At 66.4% G+C, this 23,189-nt stretch carries 23 protein-coding genes, 1 tRNA gene and 1 pseudogene; 9 read left to right on the forward strand and 16 right to left on the reverse strand.

The window, feature by feature from the left end; translation table 11 throughout:
* Positions 1-148 precede the first annotated feature (148 nt).
* On the reverse strand, positions 149-352 hold the full coding sequence (locus AWC17_RS26895; protein ID WP_046185547.1) for a cold-shock protein: 204 nt from the start codon (positions 350-352) through the stop codon (positions 149-151).
* Positions 353-891: 539 nt separating this feature from the next.
* Between AWC17_RS26895 and AWC17_RS26900 the strand changes: the two genes are divergently transcribed.
* Positions 892-1,674, forward strand: coding sequence for a DUF732 domain-containing protein (locus AWC17_RS26900; protein ID WP_085165488.1), 783 nt, complete (start codon positions 892-894; stop codon positions 1,672-1,674).
* Positions 1,675-1,693: 19 nt separating this feature from the next.
* Here the strand turns inward: AWC17_RS26900 and AWC17_RS26905 are convergent.
* Positions 1,694-1,768: transfer RNA gene (locus tag AWC17_RS26905), tRNA-Thr, on the reverse strand.
* A 28-nt stretch (positions 1,769-1,796) separates the two neighbouring features.
* Positions 1,797-2,513, reverse strand: a complete 717-nt coding sequence (locus AWC17_RS26910; RefSeq protein WP_047321883.1) for a hypothetical protein — start codon at positions 2,511-2,513, stop codon at positions 1,797-1,799.
* 153 nt (positions 2,514-2,666) lie between these two features.
* Between AWC17_RS26910 and phoP the strand changes: the two genes are divergently transcribed.
* Positions 2,667-3,386: a two-component system response regulator PhoP gene (phoP, locus tag AWC17_RS26915; protein WP_046185550.1), complete on the forward strand. Its 720-nt coding sequence runs from the start codon at positions 2,667-2,669 to the stop codon at positions 3,384-3,386.
* 40 nt (positions 3,387-3,426) lie between these two features.
* Positions 3,427-4,885: pseudogene (locus AWC17_RS26920) on the forward strand (sensor histidine kinase).
* On the opposite strand, the gene AWC17_RS26925 reads toward AWC17_RS26920, so the two are convergent.
* The 10 genes from AWC17_RS26925 to AWC17_RS26970 all read right to left on the reverse strand — a co-directional run bounded on the left by AWC17_RS26925 (position 4,857) and on the right by AWC17_RS26970 (position 14,059).
* Positions 4,857-5,261 carry an HIT family protein gene (locus AWC17_RS26925; RefSeq protein ID WP_046185552.1) on the reverse strand — a complete coding sequence of 135 codons (405 nt, stop codon included), beginning with the start codon at positions 5,259-5,261 and terminating at the stop codon, positions 4,857-4,859. The pseudogene AWC17_RS26920 and the gene AWC17_RS26925 overlap by 29 nt on opposite strands.
* 129 nt (positions 5,262-5,390) lie before the next feature.
* Positions 5,391-5,828, reverse strand: a complete 438-nt coding sequence (locus AWC17_RS26930; protein ID WP_047321881.1) for a ketosteroid isomerase family protein — start codon at positions 5,826-5,828, stop codon at positions 5,391-5,393.
* Between the two features lie 16 nt (positions 5,829-5,844).
* The gene (locus tag AWC17_RS26935; RefSeq protein WP_085165489.1) at positions 5,845-7,899 is read right to left on the reverse strand and encodes an oxidoreductase; all 2,055 of its coding nucleotides are present in this window, start codon (positions 7,897-7,899) and stop codon (positions 5,845-5,847) included.
* Positions 7,900-7,926: 27 nt separating this feature from the next.
* Positions 7,927-9,054 (reverse strand): NDMA-dependent alcohol dehydrogenase, encoded by a 1,128-nt coding sequence (locus AWC17_RS26940; protein WP_046186376.1) that lies wholly within the window; start codon positions 9,052-9,054, stop codon positions 7,927-7,929.
* Between the two features lie 142 nt (positions 9,055-9,196).
* On the reverse strand, positions 9,197-9,751 hold the full coding sequence (locus AWC17_RS26945) for a hypothetical protein (protein WP_046186375.1): 555 nt from the start codon (positions 9,749-9,751) through the stop codon (positions 9,197-9,199).
* A gap of 6 nt (positions 9,752-9,757) precedes the next feature.
* The gene (locus AWC17_RS26950) at positions 9,758-9,964 is read right to left on the reverse strand and encodes a ferredoxin (protein ID WP_085165491.1); all 207 of its coding nucleotides are present in this window, start codon (positions 9,962-9,964) and stop codon (positions 9,758-9,760) included.
* Positions 9,965-9,974: 10 nt separating this feature from the next.
* Complete coding sequence (locus AWC17_RS26955; protein ID WP_046186373.1) at positions 9,975-11,327, reverse strand: cytochrome P450; 1,353 nt, start codon at positions 11,325-11,327, stop codon at positions 9,975-9,977.
* Positions 11,328-11,381: 54 nt separating this feature from the next.
* On the reverse strand, positions 11,382-12,206 hold the full coding sequence (locus AWC17_RS26960) for an SDR family oxidoreductase (protein ID WP_047321879.1): 825 nt from the start codon (positions 12,204-12,206) through the stop codon (positions 11,382-11,384).
* Complete coding sequence (locus AWC17_RS26965; RefSeq protein ID WP_046185979.1) at positions 12,207-13,424, reverse strand: cytochrome P450; 1,218 nt, start codon at positions 13,422-13,424, stop codon at positions 12,207-12,209.
* On the reverse strand, positions 13,421-14,059 hold the full coding sequence (locus tag AWC17_RS26970; RefSeq protein WP_046185978.1) for a TetR/AcrR family transcriptional regulator: 639 nt from the start codon (positions 14,057-14,059) through the stop codon (positions 13,421-13,423). The genes AWC17_RS26965 and AWC17_RS26970 overlap by 4 nt, the downstream gene beginning before the upstream one ends.
* Before the next feature lie 221 nt (positions 14,060-14,280).
* Here AWC17_RS26970 and AWC17_RS26975 point away from each other — a divergent pair, with 221 nt between their 5' ends.
* From AWC17_RS26975 to purD, 5 genes are all read left to right on the forward strand, one after another.
* Complete coding sequence (locus tag AWC17_RS26975) at positions 14,281-15,750, forward strand: aldehyde dehydrogenase (RefSeq protein ID WP_046185977.1); 1,470 nt, start codon at positions 14,281-14,283, stop codon at positions 15,748-15,750.
* 14 nt (positions 15,751-15,764) lie between these two features.
* A complete protein-coding gene (locus AWC17_RS26980) occupies positions 15,765-16,514 on the forward strand; it encodes an SDR family oxidoreductase (RefSeq protein WP_046185976.1) in 750 nt (249 codons plus the stop codon).
* Positions 16,511-17,368, forward strand: coding sequence for an NAD(P)-dependent oxidoreductase (locus AWC17_RS26985; RefSeq protein WP_046185975.1), 858 nt, complete (start codon positions 16,511-16,513; stop codon positions 17,366-17,368). Before AWC17_RS26980 ends, AWC17_RS26985 begins: the two co-directional genes overlap by 4 nt.
* Complete coding sequence (locus tag AWC17_RS26990) at positions 17,368-17,802, forward strand: carboxymuconolactone decarboxylase family protein (RefSeq protein WP_046185974.1); 435 nt, start codon at positions 17,368-17,370, stop codon at positions 17,800-17,802. The genes AWC17_RS26985 and AWC17_RS26990 overlap by 1 nt, the downstream gene beginning before the upstream one ends.
* Before the next feature lie 93 nt (positions 17,803-17,895).
* On the forward strand, positions 17,896-19,164 hold the full coding sequence (gene purD, locus AWC17_RS26995; RefSeq protein WP_047321877.1) for a phosphoribosylamine--glycine ligase: 1,269 nt from the start codon (positions 17,896-17,898) through the stop codon (positions 19,162-19,164).
* Here purD and AWC17_RS27000 read toward each other — a convergent pair.
* Both AWC17_RS27000 and AWC17_RS27005 read right to left on the reverse strand, forming a co-directional pair.
* A complete protein-coding gene (locus tag AWC17_RS27000; protein ID WP_085165508.1) occupies positions 19,161-20,744 on the reverse strand; it encodes a gamma-glutamyltransferase family protein in 1,584 nt (527 codons plus the stop codon). The genes purD and AWC17_RS27000 overlap by 4 nt on opposite strands.
* A 75-nt stretch (positions 20,745-20,819) precedes the next feature.
* The gene (locus AWC17_RS27005) at positions 20,820-21,737 is read right to left on the reverse strand and encodes an alpha/beta hydrolase-fold protein (protein WP_047321876.1); all 918 of its coding nucleotides are present in this window, start codon (positions 21,735-21,737) and stop codon (positions 20,820-20,822) included.
* Between the two features lie 73 nt (positions 21,738-21,810).
* On the opposite strand from AWC17_RS27005, the gene AWC17_RS27010 reads away from it, so the two are divergent.
* Complete coding sequence (locus tag AWC17_RS27010) at positions 21,811-22,473, forward strand: TetR/AcrR family transcriptional regulator (protein WP_046184084.1); 663 nt, start codon at positions 21,811-21,813, stop codon at positions 22,471-22,473.
* Here the strand turns inward: AWC17_RS27010 and AWC17_RS27015 are convergent.
* Positions 22,407-23,153, reverse strand: coding sequence for a DUF429 domain-containing protein (locus AWC17_RS27015; RefSeq protein ID WP_046184085.1), 747 nt, complete (start codon positions 23,151-23,153; stop codon positions 22,407-22,409). The two genes, AWC17_RS27010 and AWC17_RS27015, sit on opposite strands and share 67 nt — an antisense overlap.
* Between the last annotated feature and the right edge of the window lie 36 nt (positions 23,154-23,189).

Here is a 23,189-nt window from a genome sequence, read left to right on the forward strand (position 1 = left end):
CGGCATCGCTGGATGTCCGCTTGGTGCCGGGGCCTGGGCCTGGGCCAATGCCTTGATCGTCGCCCTACCGAGGGTAAGCCGGGAACCCCTCAACGTGCTGTGGGCTGGCGGGAAAACACCCACCAGCCCACACGGGGTAGAACTCGCACTAGACGGCAGTTACTCCGACTGCCTGCGGACCCTTGGTCCCCTGTTCGACAGTGAACTCAACTCGCTGGTTTTCCTCCAGCGACTTGTAGCCGTTGCCTTGTATTTCCGAGTAGTGGACGAACACATCTGCTGCGCCGCCGTCCGGAGCGATAAAACCGAAGCCTTTTTCGCTGTTAAACCATTTCACAGTTCCCTGTGTCATACCTTCAACTTCTCTCATTCTGAACGGATGCCGACGGGCATCCCCGTCTAGAGTAGCACGTGCGTCACCTATTAACGCTAATCGACTGCAACAGAATGCTTTTCATACCGCCCGAGGCCGATGACCGGCCAATCCGGCTCTGCAGTCTCCAATATCCTTGCTACAGAGCATGATTCGAGGATTTGAGGCCTGTACATAACTAATCATCATCCCCGTAGCCGCCACCTCGATGAGGCCAGCATGAGGTCCAAACTGCAGCTGCACCAGCTTGCGCACAGCGAGTCTCTCGCATCCAACCGAATGGCACCGATGCGGCGCCGGCTCGCGGTAGCAGAGCCTTCTGTCAGATTGAACTGACGACCGCTCGGCCAGAAGGTGGTCCGGCTTATGTCGGCGAGCGTTCGGGGGTGTTCGCGACAGCATCAAAGTGGTGCGTGACCTGCGGCAACGCAACCGTGCGAGTTCGCCGCCATCGGCCGTATTGCCACGCTGTTTACCGGGGCTTGTGGCATTGTCGTGACGCGCTCAAACTGGTTGATATGCGCGACCGCGAGACGATCGATTCAGAATTGCGGCGCATCGCTCTTGGGCGTCGATCCGTCCGAGAGCAGGGTGGTCAGCCGTCGTCCCGAGAGGCCGACGAACTGCTCGACGAGCTCCTGGCCTACAGCGCGGGGGCGCCCTTCGCCAATGCGGCGAATACGCGTGAACCCGAGGTGGTCGCCGACACTTGGTCGCGGGGCGCCAAAACTGGCACCATGCCTCGCCGGCGTCAGGGTGTGAAGCGGCACTTGGGCCTTTCCACGGCGTTGCCGCTATCTCTTCTAGCCGTCGCCGCCGCGGCGGTGGTGATGTTTGCGGTCCACCACCAGGATTCCTCAGCGCAGCCGGCGGAAACACCGCCGTCGGCCGCGCCGCCCGCCCTGGTTGCGCCGAAAGCGCCCACCCCGCGCATCGAGATTGCCGACATGGCGTTCATCGCCGCGTTGAAGCACGAAGGCGTGCCAGTTCCCAGCCAGGAATACGTGATGACCCAAGGGCACGCAGTCTGCGATTTCCTGGCGCACCAACCCAATTTCGCAGATGCGGTCGAATTCGTGCAGCGGTCGTCGATTTGGGACGCCAATCAAAGCACCGAGGTCACCGCGGGTGCCATCGTCTCGTACTGCCCTCAGTCTCAGCCCGCCACCCCGGCCGATTTGTCGCCGGCCTATCAGAATGCTCTGTCCGATCTGCAGGCCATCGAGGGAAAACTGCAAGGCATTCAAGGGGACCTGCAAGGTGTCCAGGGAGATCTGGAAGGCATTCCAGGCCGGCATTAACCGGGGGCAAACTACTGGGTGGAGCCCCCTGTCAGGATTGAACTGACGACCGCTCGCTTACAAGGCGAGTGCTCTACCACTGAGCTAAGGAGGCGGGATCAAACCGGGTCAAGCCTAATCGGTCACTTGCCGCTGTCGATCACGCGCGTTGAGCGCACCGCCCGGGACGAGGGACGCCGGCGGCCCGGCAACGGAATGCGGTCGGCGATGTTGCTCAGGGGGTTGACCACCATGGTGAGCGCGACGACGGCGTCCTGCAGCGTGGCGATCGCGGGCTCCAGCGCTTCCATCCCGGGCGTCAGCCGCGCCAGGGTGTCTGCGACGTCGGCGAGCTGATCGAGCGGCCCGTTCTTCGCCGTGAGCTTGTCGACCAGGCCGCCGTCGCTGAGCAGCCGATCGGCCAGCCCGTCCTCGGCCAGCAGTCGCTCGATCAACCCGTCCTCGGAGACAAGCTGATCGGCCAGCCCGCCGGGCTGCAGCGTGCGGTGCAGACCGCCGCCCTCCGCGGTGAGGCGGTCAAGGAGACCGCCGTCCGATGTCAGCATGTCGACCACGCCGCCCGGGCGCAGCAGCCGGTCGATCGGTCCCTCCGGCGCCACCGCCCGTCCGAGTGGCGCGTCGTCGTCCAGCAGCCGGGCGAGCCGGTTGGCGCGCACGATCGCGTCGTCGATTCCCAGCATGGACGTCATGGCGTTGGCTCCGGCGGTCCCGCCGTCACCCAAAGCGCGTTTCGCCACACCCACCGCCGCGGTTGCAACTGTCAAGCCGGCGTCCGCAGCGGCAAGCCCGACTCGCGCCGGGGCGGTCGCGGCCGAGACGATCCGTGCGGCGAAGTTCATCCCACGAGTCTATTCGGGACGCGACCGCGTCAAGCCGTGCAGGTCCAAGCCGATGCGATGATTCCTGGCAGACTACTATCAGAGTGTTGGCACTGAGCTTTCAGCAAACACACAATCTTTACATAGCAAACGTTCAACAAGAGGCAGAAGAACATGACCGCGGCAACGCCAAGTGAAACGAAACCGGAGGCTCGCGTCCTGGTGGTCGACGACGAGGCCAACATCGTCGAGCTGCTTTCGGTGAGTCTCAAGTTCCAGGGGTTCGAGGTCTGCACCGCGACCAACGGAGCCCAAGCCCTGGATCGGGCCCGCGAAGCCCGTCCCGACGCGGTGATCCTCGACGTGATGATGCCCGGCATGGACGGGTTCGGGGTGCTGCGGCGCCTGCGTGCCGACGGCATCGACGCCCCGGCTCTATTCCTGACGGCCCGCGATTCCCTGCAGGACAAGATCGCCGGCCTGACCCTGGGCGGCGACGACTACGTGACGAAGCCGTTCAGCCTGGAAGAGGTCGTCGCCCGGCTGCGGGTCATCCTCCGGCGCGCCGGCAAGGGCGGAGCGGAGCCCCGCAGCGCCCGCCTGACCTTCGCCGACATCGAACTCGACGAGGAGACCCACGAAGTGTGGAAGGCCGGCGAACCGGTCTCCTTGTCGCCGACCGAATTCACGCTGCTGCGTTACTTTGTGATCAACGCCGGCACGGTGCTGAGCAAGCCCAAGATCCTCGATCACGTCTGGCGATACGACTTCGGAGGTGACGTCAATGTCGTCGAGTCCTACGTGTCGTATCTACGTCGCAAGATCGATACCGGGGAGAAGCGGCTGCTGCACACCCTGCGCGGAGTGGGTTATGTGTTGCGGGAACCGCGCTGAGCCGGCGCCCGGTCACCAGCAGTAGCGAAGAATCACCCACATGGCCAAACAGCATCGACGTGGATTGCCGCTCCGGGTAGGGCTGGTCGCCGCCACCCTGGTGCTGGTGGCGTGCGGCCTGGCGGTCTCGGGCATTGCGGTCACGTCGATGCTGCGGCATAGCCTGGTCTCCCGGATCGATCAGACGCTGCTCGACGCGTCGCGCGGCTGGGCACAGAACCCGCGGCGGCAGTCACCGCCGCCCTACGAGGGCCCCGATCCCGGCCGGCCACCGTCGAAGTTCTACGTGCGGGGCATCGGCATCGACGGCACCCCGTTCACCGCCATCAACGACCGCAACTCCGAACCGGCACTACCGCCCAACAATGACGTGGGCCCGAATCCGACGACGCTGCCGTCGGTCAACGGGTCAGACATCCAGTGGCGCGCGGTGTCGGTACGCGGCCCGCACGGCCTGACGACCGTCGCGATCGACCTGTCCGACGTCCAACACACGGTCAGCTCCCTGGTCTGGTTGCAGATTGGCATCGGGGTGGCGGTGCTGGTCGTTGTCGGCATTGCCGGCTTCGCGGTGGTGCAGCGCAGCCTGCGGCCGCTGTCCGAGGTCGAACAGACCGCCGCGGCGATCGCCGCCGGCCAGCTGGATCGCCGTGTCCCGGAACGTGATCCGCGCACCGAGGTGGGCCGGCTGTCGCTCGCCCTGAACGGAATGCTTGCGCAGATCCAGGAAGCGCTTGCGTCCTCGGAGTCGTCGGCCGAGAAGGCCCGCGGTTCCGAGGAGCGGATGCGGCGGTTCATCACCGACGCCAGCCACGAGCTGCGCACGCCGCTGACGACCATCCGGGGCTTCGCCGAGCTGTACCGGCAGGGCGCCGCGCGCGATGTCGCCATGCTGTTGTCGCGCATCGAAAGCGAAGCCAGCCGAATGGGACTGCTGGTCGACGACTTGCTGCTGTTGGCCCGCCTGGATGTGCAACGCCCGCTCGAACACAACCGGGTCGACCTGCTGGCGCTGGCCAGCGACGCCGTGCACGACGCACAGGCGATGGATCCGAAACGCACCGTCGCCATGGAGGTGCTCGACGGCCCGGGCACCCCGGAGGTGCTCGGCGACGAACCGCGGATCCGCCAGGTGTTGAGCAACCTGGTCGTAAATGCCTTGCAGCACACCCCGGAGAACGCCGACGTCACCGTTCGGGTCGGCACCGAGGGCGACGACGCGGTGCTCGAAGTGGCCGACAAGGGTCCCGGCATGACCGAGCAGGACGCGTCGCGGGTGTTCGAGCGGTTCTATCGCACCGACTCGTCGCGGGCACGCGCCAGCGGCGGTACCGGATTGGGGCTATCGATCGTCGACTCCCTGGTGCGTGCGCACGGCGGTGCGGTCAAGGTGACGACCGCGCCGGGGGAGGGCTCCTGTTTCCGTGTCACGCTGCCGCGCGTCAGCGAGGTGACGGCGCAGGAGCCGGTTCACGCCAATTGAGCCAGGGCCGCCTTGATCTTGGCCTGCGCCTCGTCCAGGGATTCCGGTGACGGGTTGCGGTCGACGTTGGCGAAGCCGAAGTCGCTCAGCCGGCGGGTGGGAAACACGTGCACGTGTAGATGGGGCACCTCGAGCCCGGCGATGATCACCCCTGCCCGTTCGGTTTTGAAGGCCTTGCAAACGGCCTTGCCGATGAGCTGACTCACGGACATGATCCGGGCGAACGTCGCGCCATCGACGTCCTGCCACTGATCGATTTCGGCCCGCGGCACGACCAAGGTGTGCCCTTGAGTCATGGGCTCGATCGTCAGGAATGCGACGACGTCGTCGTCCTCGTAGACGAAGCGGCCGGGAAGTTCACGGTTGATGATCTTGGTGAAGATCGACGCCATGGGCCCAGCATAGGGGCGTCGATGTTTTCCCCCGGTGTCGCGCCCGTTTGCGCGAGGTTTGACAGCGCCTGCGCTATCAAGTCGGAGAAGGCGGCAATCCCTGGTTCGCCGGGCGGCGGAGTGGTCGGCTCACTCCTCCTTGCCGAACTGCATGACGTCGAGGTTCCAGTACCCGCGCATGTTGGTGATGAGTCCGGCATCGTTGACCGTGTAGGTGAATACGCCACGCACCGAGCTGGTGAAGCCGCCCTCGAACTTGCTGTCGAGCACCAAGATGTGGGCGACCTCGTGGGGCGAACTCGACGGGAACGTCTCCTCGCACGTGATGGACAGCTTATTGGCCGCGATGTTGGTGTCGAAGAACGCACCGACGGCTTCCTTGCCGCGGACCCCGGTGCCATCCGGGTTGGTCACGGATTTGCCGATCGGGTCCTCGATGACGACGTCGTCGGCCATCAGGGCCAGCCAGCCCCCCCGGTCGTGCGCTTGCACGCACCGCCAGGAGGCTTGTGAGGCGGCCAGTGCCGGGGTCGCCTGGGATGCTTGGGATTCTTCGGTCTGGGTCATTTCTTTTCTCCTGTCACTAGATTGCGCACGCGGCGCGCGCGCCTTCCTCGGTGGCCTTGCGGATAAGCCCCAGCCCGGTGCAGTCGCCCGCGGCGTACACCGCAGCGCCGGGCAGGGCGGCGACCAGCGCCTCGAACAAAGTGGTGTCGGGTTCGACCGTGCCGGCCAGCACCACGCTGTCGGCCTGCAGCTGCCGGGTGGTGCCACCGGCCGGGGTGAACACCACCGCTTCGGTGGTGATCCGTTCCACGGTTGCCCGGACGTGCACGGTGACGCCCAGCCGGTCGAGGCGATCCATGTGCTCAGTCTTGCGTTTGTTGCCGACTTCGGGAGCGATGTTCTTGCCGGATTCGAGTATGGACACCAGCCGGCCGCGGCTCGCCAGGAATTCGGCCAGTTCCAGGGCGACCAGGTCGCCGCCGATGATGGCGACTCGGCGCCCGACCGGCATCCAGGCGCGGCTGGCCAGCTGGACCGCGGCGGGCCGCACTAGCCGCTGCCGCCAGCCGCCCAGCGCGGAAGCGCCGAGCCGCTGCCAGGCCGGGGCGCCGGATTCTCCTTGGCCGCCCAGCAATTTGCGTAATCCGGGTCCGGTGTACACGTGCGGTAGCTCGGACCCGGGGATCGCCGGCACGGTGACCCGGCCCCCGGTGGCCACGACGACCGCGTCGGGGCCGGCATCGACGACGTCCCGGGATGAAATTGCTTGGCCAAGAAGAACTTCCGCGCTGCTGAGCTTGATCTCGTCGCGCAGGTAGCGCAGGAACGGCTGGTTCTCCGGATGTAGAACCGACGCCCAGCGCAGCGCCCCGCCGAGCACCGCGCTGCGTTCGAAAAGCGTGACGTGGTGGCCGCGTTCGGCGGCGACCCGGGCCGCCTCCAGCCCGGCCGGTCCGCCGCCGACCACCACCACGGGCTTGGGGCGCGCGGCGCGAGCCGCAGACAACTCCCGCTCCTTGCCGGTGCGGGGATTGACGGCGCAGTCGACGGAGAAACGCTGTTCCATTGCGTCGATGCAGTTTTCACACGAGATGCATTTGCGAATCCGGTGTGCCTGCCCGTCGCGGAGTTTGCGCGGCAGGTCGGGGTCGGCCAGCAGCGGACGCCCCATGGCGATGAAATCGGCGCGCCCGTCGGCCAGGATCCGTTCGGCCCTGACCGGGTCGTGGATGCGGCCGACGGCGATCACCGGCACGTCGACTACCTGCTTGACCGCCGCCGCGGCCCCGACGTTGAGCTCGTCGCCGTCGTCGGCGCCGTTGACCATCCCGGTCACCAGCCGATCGATCACCCCGCCGCTGACGTGGAACGCGTTCACGCCCGCGACCACGAATTCCGGTGCAAGCTGCGCGGTCTCGAAAATGGGCCGTCCACCGGCGACCCGTTCGTACCCGGAGATGCGCAGCGTGATCGGCAGTGCGTCACCGATCTCGGAGCGGATCGCGGCCAGCACATCGAGCACCACGCGCGCCCGCCCACGCGTCGAATCGCCGCGATAGTCATCGGTGCGCCGATTGCGTTGCGGCGCAAGGAACGAGCCCAGCAGCATGTAGCCATGCGCGGCGTGCAACTCGATGCCGTCATAGCCGGCCTCGACGGCGCGCCGCGCCGCGGCCTTGAACAAGTCGAACACTCCGCACAGCTGTTGCTTGCTGAGCTCAACCGACGGACGCCCGGTGAGGTAGGAGGGAATCACCGATGGGCCCACCGATGTGACACCGAAGATCTCGGGTCCCAGGCCGTCGGGCCCGGCATGCACGATTTGGGGCTGGATCTTGGCGCCGTGCTCGTGCACCACCTCCACGAGCGCCCGGTGCGCGTCGACCGACTCGTCGGTAGCCGGGTGCAGCCCGCCGGGAGTCTCGGGATGTTGGTTGTCAATCCCGGTGGCGCCCAGTGTGATCAGGCCGACTCCACCCTTGGCGCGGGCGGCGAAGTAGTCGCGGGTGCGTTCGGACGGCAGCCCATCCGGCGTGCCGTACATCGTCTCCATCGGAGACATGACCACGCGGTTGCGCACCGTCATGGCGCCGATTCGTCCCGGCGCCAGCAGGTGCCCGAACCCCGTCACTCGGGACCCAGTCGGTTGGGGCTGCTGTTACCTGTCGGCGTCCGTGTAGCGGATGACGCCGCGAATGTTCTTGCCGTCCAGCATGTCCTGGTAGCCCTCGTTGATCTGCTCGAGGCGGTACTGGGTGGTGACCATGTCGTCCAGGTTCAGCTTGCCGGCTTTGTACATCGACAGCAGCTGCGGGATGTCGTACTGCGGGTTGCCGCCGCCGAAGATGGTGCCCTGCAGGTTCTTCTGCATCAGGGTGAGCATCGCCAGGTTGAGATTGACGTTGGTGTCCAGCAGGCTGCCGATGGCGGTCAGCACGCAGGTGCCGCCCTTTTGGGTGATGTTGAGGTAGTTGTCGATGTCTGCGCCGTGCAGTTCACCGACAGTCACCACCACCTTGTGGGCCATCAGCCCGTAGGTGACCTCCATGATGCCCATCAGCGCCGCGTTGATGTCCGGATAGACATGGGTGGCACCGAATTTCAGGGCCTGGTCGCGCTTCCATTCGACCGGGTCGATCGCGAAGATGTAGCGCGCGCCGGCGTTGACCGCGCCCTGCAGCGCCGCCATGCCGACCCCGCCGACGCCGACGATGGCGACGTCTTGGCCCGGCCGGATGTCGGCGGTGCGGACCGCCGAGCCGTAGCCGGTGGTGACGCCGCAGCCGACGAGGGCGGCCACCTCGAACGGGACCGACGGGTCGATCTTCACCACCGAGGCACGGTGCACGACCATGTAGGGCGAGAACGTGCCCAGCAGTGTCATGGGGAAGACGTTCTGGCCGCGGGCCTGGATGCGGAATGTGCCGTCGGAGACCGCGGCACCGCCGAGCAGGCCGGCCCCCAGGTCGCACAGGTTGCGCATGCCGGACTGACACGTCGGGCACTGCCCGCAAGACGGAATGAAGGACAACACGACGTGGTCGCCCGGGGCGATGTCCTCGACGCCCGGCCCGACCTCGGTGACGATGCCGGCACCCTCATGCCCGCCGAGCACCGGGAAGCCGGCCATCGGGATTCCGCCGGTGACGAGGTGATGATCGGAGTGGCACATGCCCGCCGCTTCCATCTGGATCTTGACCTCGTGCGCTTGCGGGTCGCCGATCTCGATTTCCTCGATGGACCAGGGCTGGTTGAACTCCCAGATCAGTGCGCCTTTTGTCTTCACGATGGTCCTGACCCCATTTCGCCTTTGAATCGATCAGAGCTGCCCGGCCCCTTCATGCCGGACAACTTGGTGACGGGCGCCACAGGCACCCTTGTCGCGTCAGCATAGCGCGTGGAACAAATCAAATGCTTGGTTGGTCCGCTCACCAGATCGGCACCGGAGCTTCACCAAGCGGGTAGTAGCCCGGCAGCTTCTCACCGGCGATGCTGCGCTCGATCCGCTTCTGCATGCCGGAGCTGAGGTCGCCCGACTCAATCAGCGCCGCGAACATCTTCGCGACGTGACCGAAGTCGAAGAAGTCCCGCTGCCACTCGATGAGGTTGTCGGCGTTGAGGCGGAACCAACTGCCGCCGATGCCGTAGATCTCGTCCTGGGTGCCGTCGGACTTGTTGACGATCTGCTTCCAGAAGCCGACGATCTCGCCCTGCTTCTCGTCGATGAGCACCTTCTGGTACTCGTACACCCAGTTCTCCAGGCCCTCCATCTCCAGGCCGAGCGCGATGTCGCGGATTTCGTCGACGCCGACGCACATCACGTCTTCCTTGGGGCCGATGTTCCAGCCGTAGGTGGCGTCCTGGGTGTAGAAGTCTGCCAACGGCCGCCAGTCACCGGCCTTCTCGCAGTCCTTGTTGGCCTGCAGCCAGCGGTCGACCCATGCCTCGAGTTCTTCGCGTGAGTGTGACGCCTGTGAATTCATGGGTCCTTAGTCTTCTTTCTCTTTGATGAACAGTGCATGCGTTGGGCACATGTCGACCGCGCGCTCGACTTCCTCGCGGGCGTCTTCGGGCGGTTCGGGGTCGAGGATTTCGACCTTGCCGCGCTTGGGCACCCGGAAGTAGTCCGGCGCCTCGAGTTCGCACATGGCGTGGCCCTGACACAAATCCAAGTCGACTTCGATCCGAAATGCCATGCCGGAGCCCCTAGGATGTGCGCTTGCGGTAGCGGGCTTTGGCGGGCCGGGCCAGCTGCACCACCATCTTCGAGTGATCGTTGTGGTAGCTATCGGCCGGCTGCGCCATCTCAAACTCGTATTCGCGCAACAGAACCGAGAAGATCGCCTTGATCTGCATCTGGGCGAAAGCGGCGCCGACGCAGCGGTGCCGGCCCGCGCCGAACGGAATCCAGGTCCACCGGTTGACGATGTCGGCCTGCTCGGGCTTGTTGTAGCGGTCCGGCTTGAACGCGTCCGGGTCCGGGAAGTCCTCCGGGATCCGGTTGCTGATCGCCGGGGATGCGGCGACGAAGTCGCCCTTGTGGATCGGAAAGCCCTCGACCTCGAACTCGCCCTGGGCCACCCGCATCAAGATGATTAGCGGCGGATGCAACCGCAGGGTCTCCTTGACGACGTTGTCCAGCTTCGGAATCGACCGCAGTGCATGGAAACTGACTTCCTGACCGTCGGCGTATAGCTCGTCGAGCTCGGCCAGCACCTCGGCGTAAACCTCCGGGTGGCGAATTAGCTCGATCAGCGTCCACGCCGAGGTCCCCGAGCTGGTGTGGTGGCCAGCGAACATCAGCGAGATGAACATGCCGGTGACCTCGTCCGCCGAGAAGCGTGAATTGCCCTCCTCGTCCTTGATCGACACCAGCACGTCGAGCATGTCGCGGTCGCTCTTGTCCTTGGGCGGGTTCGCGATTCGCTGATCCATGATCTCCTGGACCAGGGCCACCAACTTCACCCGCGCCTCGTCGCGAAGCCGGAAGCTCTCGATCGGCAGATACGGATCGACGTAGCACAGCGGGTCGGTACCGCGTTCGAGCATGTGGTAGTACTCGGCGAACCGATGGTCGAGCTGCTCACGGAACTTCAGCCCGATCAGGCAGGCCGTCGAGGTGTAGATGGTCAGCTCGGCGAAGAAGTCGAGCAGCTCGATCTCGCCTTCGTCGCCCCAGTCGGCGATCATCTTCTTGACTTCGCCCTCAATGGTGGCCGCGTGGCCCTTCATCTGCTCGCCGCGCAGCGCCGAGTTGTGCAGCATCTCCTTGCGCCGCTCAGGGCTGGCGTCGAACACCACACCTTTGCCGAAGATCGGCGTCATGAACGGATACGCCTCGGCCTGGTCGAGATCTTCGTCGGCGGACCGGAAGAAGAACTCGTTGGCGCTGGCGCCGGACAACAGGATGACGTGCTTGTCGACGAGCTGGAACCAGCCGACGTCGCCGCACTCCTCCCGGACGCGCTTCATCAAACCTATTGGGTCGGTGCGGAATTCCTCGAGGTGGCCGTGTTCTTCTTCGCCGCCGGATACCCGCGGCACGATAGCTGTGGTCATGTGCTCACTCCTCCTCGGCGCTCGCGTCTCGCGCCGCATCGTCGTTTCGCGAAGTCATGACGGCATCCCCTCCTCGCCGAGCGCGAGCTTCTGGCGATCTTTCTTGTCGGCCAACGGGGCTTCGGGCTGAAGCTCCATGTTCGCGATGAAGCCACCGCGAGGTGTCTCGGCGACGAACGTGATGGCGCGTGCCAGGTCCGCCGCTCGCAGGAAGTAGTCGTGGCGGGCCTGGCCCCACTTGGCCCAGTCCTCTAGTGCGGGGCCTATCTTCTCGGCCGGCAGGCTCCAGCCCATCGACGTCTTCGTCGGGCCGGGGTGCACGATCGAGGCCCGCACGCCGGTGCCCTCGAGTTCCATCTGGAAGTTGGTGACCATCGCGACGAGCGCGGCCTTGGCCGCGCCGTACGCGCCCATGTGTGGCCGCTGGCGCAAGGCCACGTCGGAGCCGACGAAGATCAGGTCCCCGCGCTGCCGGTCGAGCATGCCCGGCAGCACCGCGGCGGCCAGCCGGTTGGCGCCGACGACGTGGATCTGCAGCTGCGACTCGAATTCGTCGGTGCTGATCTCGGCGAGCTTGCCGAAATAGGTGTCGCCCGCGCCGGCCACCAGCACCTCGATGTCGCCGAGCGCCTCGACCGACTGCGCGACAAAGGATTTCACCGAGTTAGGATCGGTGACGTCCAGGTGGAACCCGACCGCCTCGCCGCCTTCGGCGTTGATCTTGCCGACGATGTCGTTGAGTTTCTCGACCCGGCGGGCGCCGAGGGCGACCGGGAAGCCGTGCGCCGCGAGTTCGATGGCGGTGGCCTCTCCGATGCCGGAGGAGGCGCCGGCCACGATCGCCGGCCGGCGTTCGGGCAGGGGGTCAAAACGGGGCATTCAGCGGACCTCCACGGTCATGGGTAGGTGAGCGAATCCGCGGACATTGCTGGAGTGGACGCGGACGGCGTTGGCCTCGTCCACCTCATATCCGCGGATTCGCTTGAACAACTCGGTGAGCGCGACCCGGGCTTCCATCCGCGCCAGATGCGCGCCCAGGCAGAAGTGTGCGCCACTACCGAAACTCAGTAGCTTGGCCCCGATTTCGCGCCCGATCAGATAATCGTCGGGGTTGTCGAAAACCCGCTCGTCGCGATGGCCCGAACCGGGCAACAGCAGCAAGACGTCACCCTCGGGAATGGTGGTGTCGTAGAGGGTGAGCTCCCCGGACACGGTACGGGCCAGGATCTGGCTGGAGGTGTCGTAACGCAGGGTCTCCTCGACCCACAGCGGCACCCGAGACAAGTCGGCGTAGACCGGGGCGAGTTGATCCGGGTTCTTGTGACCCCAGAACGCGGCATTGGCAAGGAGTTTGGTGGTGGTCTCGTTGCCGGCGATCACCATCAGGAACATGAAACCGAGGACTTCCTCGTCGGTGAGCCGGTCGCCGTCGATTTCGGCTTCCAGCAGCGCCGAGGTCAGATCGTCGGTCAGCTTCTTGCGCCGTTCGGCGACCATCCCCTGGTAGTAGACGATCAGGTTGATGGAGGCCTCGACAGCCTCCGGCGGCACATCGGTGACGCCCTCCGCGCGGTGCATCACCCCGTCGGCCCACGCCCGGACCTGAACTCGATCCGGCTCGGGGACACCCATCAACTCGGAGATGACGTCCATGGGCAGCTTCCCGGCGAACTCGTCGACATAGTCGACCGTGCCGCCCTTCGCCCTTTCCAGCATGGTGTCGAGGTGCTGCGTCGCGATCTCGGTGACGCGCGGCTCGAGTTCCCGAATCCTCCTGGGCGTGAACCCTTTTGACACGAGCGTCCGCAACCGAAGATGGGCGGGATCATCCATCGCGAGAAACGACATTGTCTTGGATGCGTGCGGGCCGCGAGATGCCGGATCCAACGAGACGCCGTACTTGTTGGATAGCGTTGTGCTGTTGCGGAAACCCTGCAGCACATCTTGATGCCGCGACAACGCCCAGAACTTCAGGTCCTCATTGCGATACAGCGGGGCCTCATCGCGAAGGCGCTTGTAGTACGGGTACGGGTCTTCGTGGAAGTCGTAGTCGTACGGATCGAGGACCAGCTCGTGGTCGCCAACATGAACGGTCATTCGGTGCTTATCTCCTGGCTTGTCTCTCCCGCGCCGGTGAGGATCAGCCGCACCACATAGGCCAGCCGGTCGGCGATCTCGCGGTAGGTGAATTCGCCGCTGCCGGCCTGAACGAGTGCCCCGAAGAAGGACATCTCCAGCGCGGACACCGCGGTGGGGTCGGCGTCGGGGCCAATGGCAGAGGTGATCCGGCGGTGGATCTCCGCGCCGATCCGGTCGCGCGCGGCGGTCACCGCGGGCTCGGCGCCGCCGCTGAGCAACGCAGTCGTGCACGCGGCGCTGACCTCGGGCTCGTCGGCGACCACCAGGGCCAGGTGACGCAACACCTGTTCAACCCGGGTGGGCATCGGTTCGTTGACGTCGGTGAAGTAGGGAACCTGCCGCACCAGGTCCAGGTAGACCTCGGCGATCAGGTGGTTCTTCGAGGAGAAGTAGGTGTACGCGGTGGCCGGGGCGACCTTGGCGCGGGCTGCCACCGCGCGCACCGTCAGGTCGGCGTACGACTTCTCGCGCAGTGTTTCGATGCCTGCCGCGAGCACCTTGCGGAAGGTCTCCTCCTGGCGGCGGTTGCGCGCAGGCCGACCGGTCTGGTGCTCGGCCTGAGACGTGATCGTCACCAGTGCATCGCTGGACACATGTCCAAGCTATCGGACCGACTCGACCGGAAGCAAGCCCGACCGGCAAACATACTGGTTAATATGCTGTTTCCCGCCGCGCAACCCCTGCGGCCGAGATCGGCCCTTGCACCGTCGACAGCCTGGCGGCTATGGTTCCATCGGACAATATCGGACAACTGTCTACTGAAATCCATTGAAATTCGCGTGCTCGATTTGGTCCGCACAGACGGGAGCGGGAGATGGCCTTGTTGGCCGACGGCGTGAGTGCACTTTTCATCGACGGCAAGATGTCGCCCGGCAGCGCCGGCACCTTCCCGACGATCAACCCGGCGACCGAGGAAGTGCTCGGCGCCGCGGCCGATGCCGACGCCGACGACATGGGACGCGCCATCGACGCCGCGCGACGCGCTTTCGATGAGACGGAGTGGTCACGCAACACCGAATTGCGGGTGCGGTGCGTGCGGCAGCTGCGCGAGGCGATGCAGCAGCACCTCGAAGAGTTGCGGGACCTGACCATCGCCGAAGTCGGTGCGCCGCGAATGCTCACGGGGATCGCTCAGCTGGAAGTCCCGGTCAACGACCTGGCGTTCGCGGCTGATACCGCCGAATCCTACGTGTACAACCAGGATCTCGGCGAGGCGTCGCCGATGGGTATCCCTACCCGGCGCACCATCGCCCGTGAGGCCGTCGGCGTGGTGGGCGCGATCACCCCGTGGAACTTTCCTCACCAGATCAACCTCGCCAAGATCGGGCCCGCGCTGGCCGCCGGAAACACCGTCGTCCTCAAGCCCGCCCCGGACACCCCCTGGTGTGCCGCCGTGCTGGGGGAACTCATCGCCGAGCACACCGACTTTCCGCCCGGTGTCATCAACATCGTCACGTCCAGCGACCACAGCGTGGGTGCGCTGCTGGCCAAAGACCCTCGGGTGGACATGATTTCGTTCACCGGGTCGACCGCCACCGGTCGCAGCGTGATGGCCGACGGCGCCGCCACCATCAAGAAGGTCTTCCTCGAGCTGGGCGGCAAGTCGGCTTTCATCGTCCTCGACGACGCCGACTTGGGCGGTGCGGTGGGCGTTGCGGGATTCTCGGTCTGCATGCACGCCGGGCAAGGATGCGCGATCACCACCCGGCTGGTGGTGCCGCGGGCGCGGTATGACGAAGCCGTCTCCATCGCGGCCGCAACGATGGGGGGCATCAAGGCCGGCGACCCCACCGACCCCGGAACCATCTGCGGCCCGGTGATTTCGGCCCGCCAGCGTGATCGGATACAGGGCTATCTCGACTCGGCCATCGCCGAGGGCGGGACGTTCGCGTGCGGAGGCGGGCGCCCGGCCGACCGTGAAGTCGGTTTCTTTATAGAGCCCACCTTGATCGCGGGGCTGGGCAACGACGCCCGCTGCGCGCGCGAGGAGATCTTCGGCCCGGTCCTGACGGTGATTCCACACGACGGCGACGACGACGCCGTGCGCATTGCCAATGACTCGCCATACGGATTGTCGGGCACCGTGTTCGGCGCTGACCCGGATAGGGCGGCGAGGGTTGCCGCGCGGGTCCGCGCGGGCACGATCAATGTCAATGGCGGCGTGTGGTATTCGGCCGATGCCCCATTCGGCGGTTACAAGCAGTCCGGAAACGGCCGAGAGATGGGTCTGGCCGGTTTCGAGGAGTACCTGGAAATCAAGACCATTGCGACAGCGGTTAACTAGAGGAGCTCGAGAGCATGCGGTTTGAGAACAAAGTCGCCATCGTCACCGGTTCCGGTGGCGGGATCGGTCAGGCGTACGCCGAGGCGCTGGCCCGTGAGGGCGCCGCGGTGGTGGTGGCCGACATCAAGGCCGACGCGGCCGAGGCGGTGGCCAAGCAGATCGTCGCTGACGGCGGCACGGCCCTGAGCGTTCCGGTCGACGTGTCCGACCCGGCCTCGGCGAAGGCGATGGCCGACCGCGCGCTGGCCGAGTTCGGCGGCATCGATTTCCTGGTCAACAATGCCGCGATCTTCGGGGGCATGAAGCTGGACTTCCTGCTCACCATCGACCCCGAGTACTACAAGAAGTTCATGAGCGTCAACCTTGACGGCGCGTTGTGGTGCACCCGCGCCGTCTACAAGAAGATGGCCAAGCGCGGCGGCGGGGCGATCGTCAACCAATCATCCACGGCGGCGTGGTTGTACTCGAACTACTACGGTCTGGCCAAGGTCGGCCTCAACGGCCTGACCCAGCAGCTCTCGCGCGAGCTGGGCGGCCAGAACATCCGGATCAACGCGATCGCGCCCGGGCCGATCGACACCGAGGCCAACCGGACCACCACCCCGCAGGAGATGGTCGCCGACATCGTCAAGGGTCTTCCCCTGTCGCGCATGGGAACTCCCGAGGATCTGGTCGGGATGTGCCTGTTCTTGCTCTCCGGTGAGGCATCGTGGATCACGGGTCAGATTTTCAACGTCGACGGCGGGCAGATAATTCGGTCATGAGCGATCACTTGAAACTCGGCTACATCGGGCTGGGCAACATGGGCGCGCCGATGGCCACGAAGATGACCGAATGGCCGGGCGGGGTGACGGTTTACGACATTCGGACGGAGGCGATGACGCCGCTGGCCGAGAAGGGCGCCAGCCTGGCCGACCGCGTCGCCGACGTGGCCGCCGCTGACATCATCCACGTCACCGTGTTGGACGATGCGCAGGTGCGCGAGGTCGTCGGCGAACTGGCGGCCCACGCCAAGCCCGGCACGGTCATCGCGATCCACTCGACCATCAGCGACACTACGGCTGCGGAGCTGGCTCGTAACCTGAAGCAGCAGGGCATCCACATCGTCGACGCACCGGTCAGCGGTGGTGCGGCTGCCGCTGCGAAGGGTGAGCTTGCCACGATGGTGGGAGCCGATCGCGAGGTGTACGAGCGGATCAAGCCGGCGTTCAAACACTGGGCGGCGGTGGTCATCCACGCCGGTGAGCCGGGTGCGGGGACACGAATGAAGCTGGCCCGCAACATGTTGACGTTCACGTCGTATGTCGCGGCGTGTGAAGCCATGAAATTGGCCGAGGCGGCGGGCCTGGATCTGCAGGCGCTCGGCCGGGTGGTGCGTCACACTGACGCCCTCACCGGCGGGCCGGGCGCGATCATGGTGCGTGAGGACATGAAAGACCTTGAGCCGGGTAACTTCCTGTACGAACCGTTCATGCACACCCGCGGCCTGGGAGAGAAGGACCTGAGCCTGGCGCTGGCACTGGGCGAAGCGGTTTCGGTGGACCTGCCGCTGGCCCGGTTGGCGTACGAGGGGTTGGCGGCCGGCCTCGGGGTGCCACACACAGAGAAAGAGGCGTAATGGACGAACTTCGCCGCAAGGGCCTCGAGAAGATGAACGAGGTCTACGGCTGGGAGATGCCCAACATCGAGGGCGACGCGTACTTCGACCTGACCGTCGACCACTTGTTCGGCAGCATCTGGACCCGACCGGGATTGTCGATGCGCGACAAGCGCATCATGACGCTGACGGCGGTGACAGCGATCGGAAACCGCGACCTGGCCGAGATTCAGATCAACGCCGCGTTGCTCAACGGGGAGCTGACCGAGACCGAGCTGAAGGAGATGGCCGTCTTCCTCACCCACTATCTCGGGTTCCCGCTGGGTTCGGCGCTCAACGGCGCCGTCGACGCCGTCATCGCGAAACGTAAGAAGGCCGCGGCGAAGGGCGCCGGAGAGGACAAGAAGGCCAACGTGGACGCCGCGTTGAAGATGCACTCGGGCGACAAGGACTGACCCGATAGTTCACCTCAAAAATCTGCTCGAAAAAATCCTGTGAATGCGGGTGCCGTAGGCGTGCGGCGTTTGCCCGGGCTAGTCTGTCGTGTCGTGCGAGTCCTGGTGATCGGTTCGGGTGCCCGAGAACATGCGCTGCTGCTCGCGCTTCGGAAAGACCCCCAGGTCACGGGGCTATACGTCGCGCCTGGCAACGCCGGCACCGCCCGGGTGGCCGAGCAGCACGACGTCGACATCACCTCGGGTTCCGACGTCGTCGCCCTGGCGCGCGAGGTCCGGGCCGACCTGGTGGTCATCGGTCCCGAGGTGCCACTGGTGCTGGGCGTGGCCGACGCCCTGCGAGCTGCCGGCATCGTCTGCTTCGGGCCCAGCAAGGACGCCGCCCGCATCGAAGGGTCCAAGGCGTTCGCCAAAGAGGTCATGGCCGCGGCCGGCGTGCGCACCGCGTCCAGCGAAATCGTTGACAGCCCTGCGCATTTGGATGCTGCGTTGGACCGGTTCGGGCCTCCGGGGGGCGACCCGGCCTGGGTGGTGAAGGACGACCGGCTGGCGGCCGGCAAGGGCGTGGTGGTGACCGCGGATCGCGGCGTCGCCCGCGCGCACGCCGCCGGACTGCTCGAGGCGGGCCACCCGGTGCTGCTGGAGTCGTATCTGGACGGCCCGGAGGTGTCGCTGTTCTGCGTCGTGGACGGCAAAACCGTGGTGCCGCTGCTGCCGGCGCAGGACTTCAAGCGTGTCGGCGACGCCGATACCGGGCCCAACACCGGCGGTATGGGCGCCTACGCGCCGGTTCCGTGGCTTCCCGACGAGGTGTACCGGGACATCGTCGGCAATATCGTCGAACCCGTTGCGGCCGAAATGGTTCAGCGTGGCAGCCCGTTCTGCGGGTTGTTGTACGTCGGACTGGCGATCACCGCCAACGGGCCGGCTGTGGTCGAATTCAACTGCCGGTTCGGCGATCCCGAGACCCAGGCCGTGCTGGCGCTGCTGGAATCGCCGCTCGGGCAGCTGCTGTACGCGGCGGGTACCGGCAAACTGGCCGACTTCGGCGAGCTGCGCTGGCACGAAGGAGCGGCCGTCGCGGTGGTGCTGGCGGCGGAGAACTATCCCGGCCGCCCTCGGGTCGGGGACGTGGTCGGGGGTTCCGAAGCCGAGGGGGTGCTGCACGCCGGCACGGCGCGGCGCGACGACGGCGAGGTGGTCTCGTCGGGCGGTCGGGTGCTGTCGGTCGTGGGCACCGGCGCCGATCTCGCAGCCGCGCGGGCACAGGCATACGAGCTGATGCGGTCGATCCGATTGCCCGGCAGTCACTTTCGAGGCGACATCGCCCTGTTGGCCGCGGAGGGCAAGATCAGCGTCTAGAAACCGGCGGCTTGGCCGTCGCGGCGGGGATCGCTCGCCGCAAAGTAGCCGCCGTCGAGGCGCCAGATCGCCTGGCAGCTGCCGAACTGGTTGTAGTCGTCCACGGCGATCAGGTCATGTCCGCGGTGGCGGAGCTCGTCGAGCGTTGCGGCCGGGAAGCCTTTCTCGCAGGCAACCTGCATGCCCTGCACCCACCGAAACCGTGGGCCGTCACACGCGGCCTGCGGATTCTGCCCGTGATCGGCGATGCGCACCATCACCTGTGTGTGGCCCTGGGGCTGCATCGTTCCGCCCATCACGCCGAAGCTCATCACCGGGGCGCCGTCTTTCGTGACGAAGCCCGGGATGATCGTGTGGTACGGGCGTTTGGCCGGCCCCACTCGGTTCGGATGACCCTCGGCCACAGCGAAATTCGCGCCGCGATTCTGCAGCGATACCCCGGTGCCCGGCACCACGACACCGGATCCGAATCCCATGTAGTTCGACTGGATCATCGACACCATCATCCCGGCGGCGTCGGCGGCGGTCAGATACACGGTTCCCCCGCTCGGTGCGCCCGCCGATGCCGACTTCGCCCGCGCGTGATCGATCAGGGCCGCGCGTTGCCTCAAGTATTCGCCGTCCAGCAGGTCTTTCGGGCGCAGCGGCATGTGCTCGATGTCGGCGACGTAGGCCTGCGCATCGGCGAAGGCCAGCTTCACCGCTTCGATCTGCAGGTGCACGCTGTCGGCGGAATCGACTGGGAGCGAGGCCATGTCGAAGTGCTCCAGGATTCCCAGGGCTATCAGGGCGACGATGCCGTGGCCGTTGGGCGGAATCTCGTGGACGGTGTACCCGCGGTACGTGCCGCTGATGGTGCCTACCCAATCGGCGCGGTGAGCGGCGAGGTCGCCGGCCCGCATCACGCCGTGGTTGGCCAGCGCATGCGCCTCGAGTTGGGCGGCCAGCTCTCCGCGGTAGAACGTCTCGCCGTTGGTCGTCGCGATCTTCTCGAGGGTGGCGGCCTGCTCGGTAAAACGAAATTGCTCACCGGGTTTCGGTGCTCGGCCAGCGGGCATGAATGCGGCGGCGAAGCCGGGCTGCTTTTCGAACAGCGAGACCTGCGCCGCCCATTGCTCCGCGACGGTCGGTGACACCAGGAAGCCGTTGCGGGCGTAGTGGATCGCGGGCTCGAAGAGCCTCTGGAACGGGAGCTTGCCGAACTTGGCGTGCAGTTCGGCCCATGCCGACACCGCACCGGGCACGGTCACCGCGTTCCAGCCGACCGCGGGAACGGCGTTGCCGCCGAAGTATTCCGGTGTCCAGGCCGCGGGAGAGCGGCCAGACGCATTCAAACCGTGCAATTGTCGGCCGTCCCACACGATGGCGAAGGCGTCCGATCCGATGCCGTTGGAAACCGGCTCCACCACCGTGAGGGCGATGGCGGTGGCGATGGCCGCGTCCACCGCGCTTCCTCCCTCGGCGAGCATTCGAAGGCCCGCTTGGGCGGCCAGCGGCTGTGACGTGCACACAACGTTTTCCGCCAGGATGGGCTTTCGCGGCCAGGCGTAACGGAAGTCCCAATCGAAAGGTGCGGTCACCTTCGCGAGCGTAACGCCGGCGTGACGCTTGATGCCCACCGCCGCGCTAGCGTGACGCTCGATGGCCAAGCGCGATTACGCCGTCAGTAACGGCGCCATCCAGGTCAGCTCGGCCGGCAGCTGCGAACTCCAGAACTCTCCGTTGTGCCCGCCGGGTGAGAAACCGCCCGCGGGGGGATGAGGTAGTTGCGCGATGAACTGCTTGGTCGCGGCGTAAAACGGATCGCTGTCGCCGCAATCCACCCGAATCGGAATCGATGCCAGCGCCGGCATCCCGAACACCGAGTTCGCCGCGAAATCGTCGGGCCCGTCGAATGCACCAGGCGCAGCCGCGCCGGAGGAGAGCCACAGTGCGGGACTGACCGCGCAGATCGCCGCGGTGCGCGCCGGACCCAGCCGACCGCCGAGCAGCAATGCGCCGTAGCCGCCCATCGACCAGCCCAAGAAAGCCACCCGCGTGGTGTCCAGGTCCTGGTTGCTCAGCATCGGAATGAGCTCGTCGAGCACCATGGCCCCGCTGTCCTCGCCGGAGGCCCTCTTGTGCCAATAGCTGCCGCCGCCGTCGACGGCGACCACCGCAAACGGCGGCAGCCCCGCGTTGACGGCCTGCGCCAGACCCTGTTCGACGCCGCCGGCCATCACCGTGGATGCGTCACTGCCCTTGCCGTGCAGCGCGATCACCGGTCGCAGCGCCTTGGTCTGGCCTGGCGGACGGGCGATGGCCCAGCTGGTGTTGATCCCGCCACGCGCCGCCGAGACGAAGGAACCCGTCACCATGGTGGGCGCGGGCTGACCCGGGGGAGCCGGCTCGAGAGGTGCGACTGGCGGCGGCGCCACCGGCGCTTGGGTGCCGGCCGGCGACAGCGGCATGGCTTGAGATGCTCGCGGCTTGAACAGGATGTCGAGCGCATACGTGCCCACTGCGCCCGCGGCGGCGCTGGCCCCGAGCCCCAGCAGGGCACGGCGACTCAAGTCGGGCATGCGGGCCATCATGCCATGTTGGTTCGGCGGGCCGTTTGGCCGAAATGGCAATGCAGTACCACTTTGACTGGCACGATGGCTACTCGTGACGGCAGCAGTTACTCCTAAGGGAGAACGTCGGCGGTACGCGCTCGTGAGCGCCGCCGCCGAGCTGCTTGCCGAAGGCGGCTTCGAGGCGGTGGGTCACCGCGCCGTCGCTCGGCGGGCCGGATTGCCGTTGGCGTCTACCACGTATTACTTCTCGTCCCTTGACGATTTGATCGCGCGCGCCGTCGAACACATCGCGATGATCGAAGTGGCGCAGCTGCGGTCACGGGTCGCCGCCCTCTCCCGCCGGCGTCGCGGACCCGAAACCATCGCCGAGGTATTGGTCGACCTGCTTGTCGGAGACGTGTCCAGCCCGGGACTCAGCGACCAGTTGATCTCGCGCTACGAGCGACACATCGCATGCACGCGTCTGCCCGCGTTGCGCGAGACCATGCGCCGCAGCCTGCGGCAGCGCGCCGAGGCCGTGGCCGAGGCCATCGAGCGATCCGGCCGCACGGTGCACATCGAGCTGGTGTGCACGCTGATCTGTGCGGTCGACGGTTGCGTGGTGTCCGCGTTGGTCGAGGGCCGCGATCCGCACGCGGCGGCGCTGGGGACGGTGGTCGATCTGATCGACGTGCTCGCGCCCATTGATCAACGGCCCGTGCGGTCGGCGGGCAGCGAAGGCGTCACGATGTACCCGGTGGCGAAGTCTCCGTAAATCGTCACGTCCGCCGGGCAGCGCTGCGCGTACAACGCCACATAGGCGCAGACGACGGCATCGACCGGATCCTCGGCGCGGCGCAGCTCGCTTTTGCGCTGGGCGGTGGTTACGCGCTTGCGTAGCCGCACCCAATCGTCATGACCCGCCACGTGCAAGGGCACGGCAACGTGCGCGAGCTTCTCGATGCCGTCCATCAGCAACAGCAGCTCGGATTTGAGCTGCTCGACGCCGCGGCCGGGCTTGGCCTTGTACTTGAGCGTTCGCGCCAGGCGGAACAGCACCACGGTCGCCGGATGCGGGTAGACCTCGATGGCGCGCCGCGGAGCCGGTGACCGCGGGTCCATATCGAGGCCCATCGCCCGCGCCAATCGCGCCGCACGCGGCCCGTCGGCGAACTCCGGTTTTGCGGTGTTGACCGGGTGCGCCCCGGCTTCGAACCTGCGAAAGTCGCGGTTGAGCGCCGCTTCGGCGGGGCGCTGGCCGGTCGGGTTGGTCACCACCAGCGGCGCGTCGAAGGCGACCAGGCACTGCCCCCGCACGTAGGGCGACAACGTGGCGAGAACCGTGGCGTCGTCGCCGGCGGCGCCGACGTGCACAAGGCTGCCTCCGGCGTCGACGACCGCCACCCCGGTCGGGTTGCGCCCGGCCCAGGCCAGATCGACGCCGGCGAAGTACATCCTGCCTACGGTATGGCGCCGACGCCCGCCAATGTG

The sequence above is a fragment of the Mycobacterium nebraskense genome, from assembly GCF_002102255.1.
GTDB classification, from domain to species: Bacteria; Actinomycetota; Actinomycetes; order Mycobacteriales; family Mycobacteriaceae; genus Mycobacterium; species Mycobacterium nebraskense.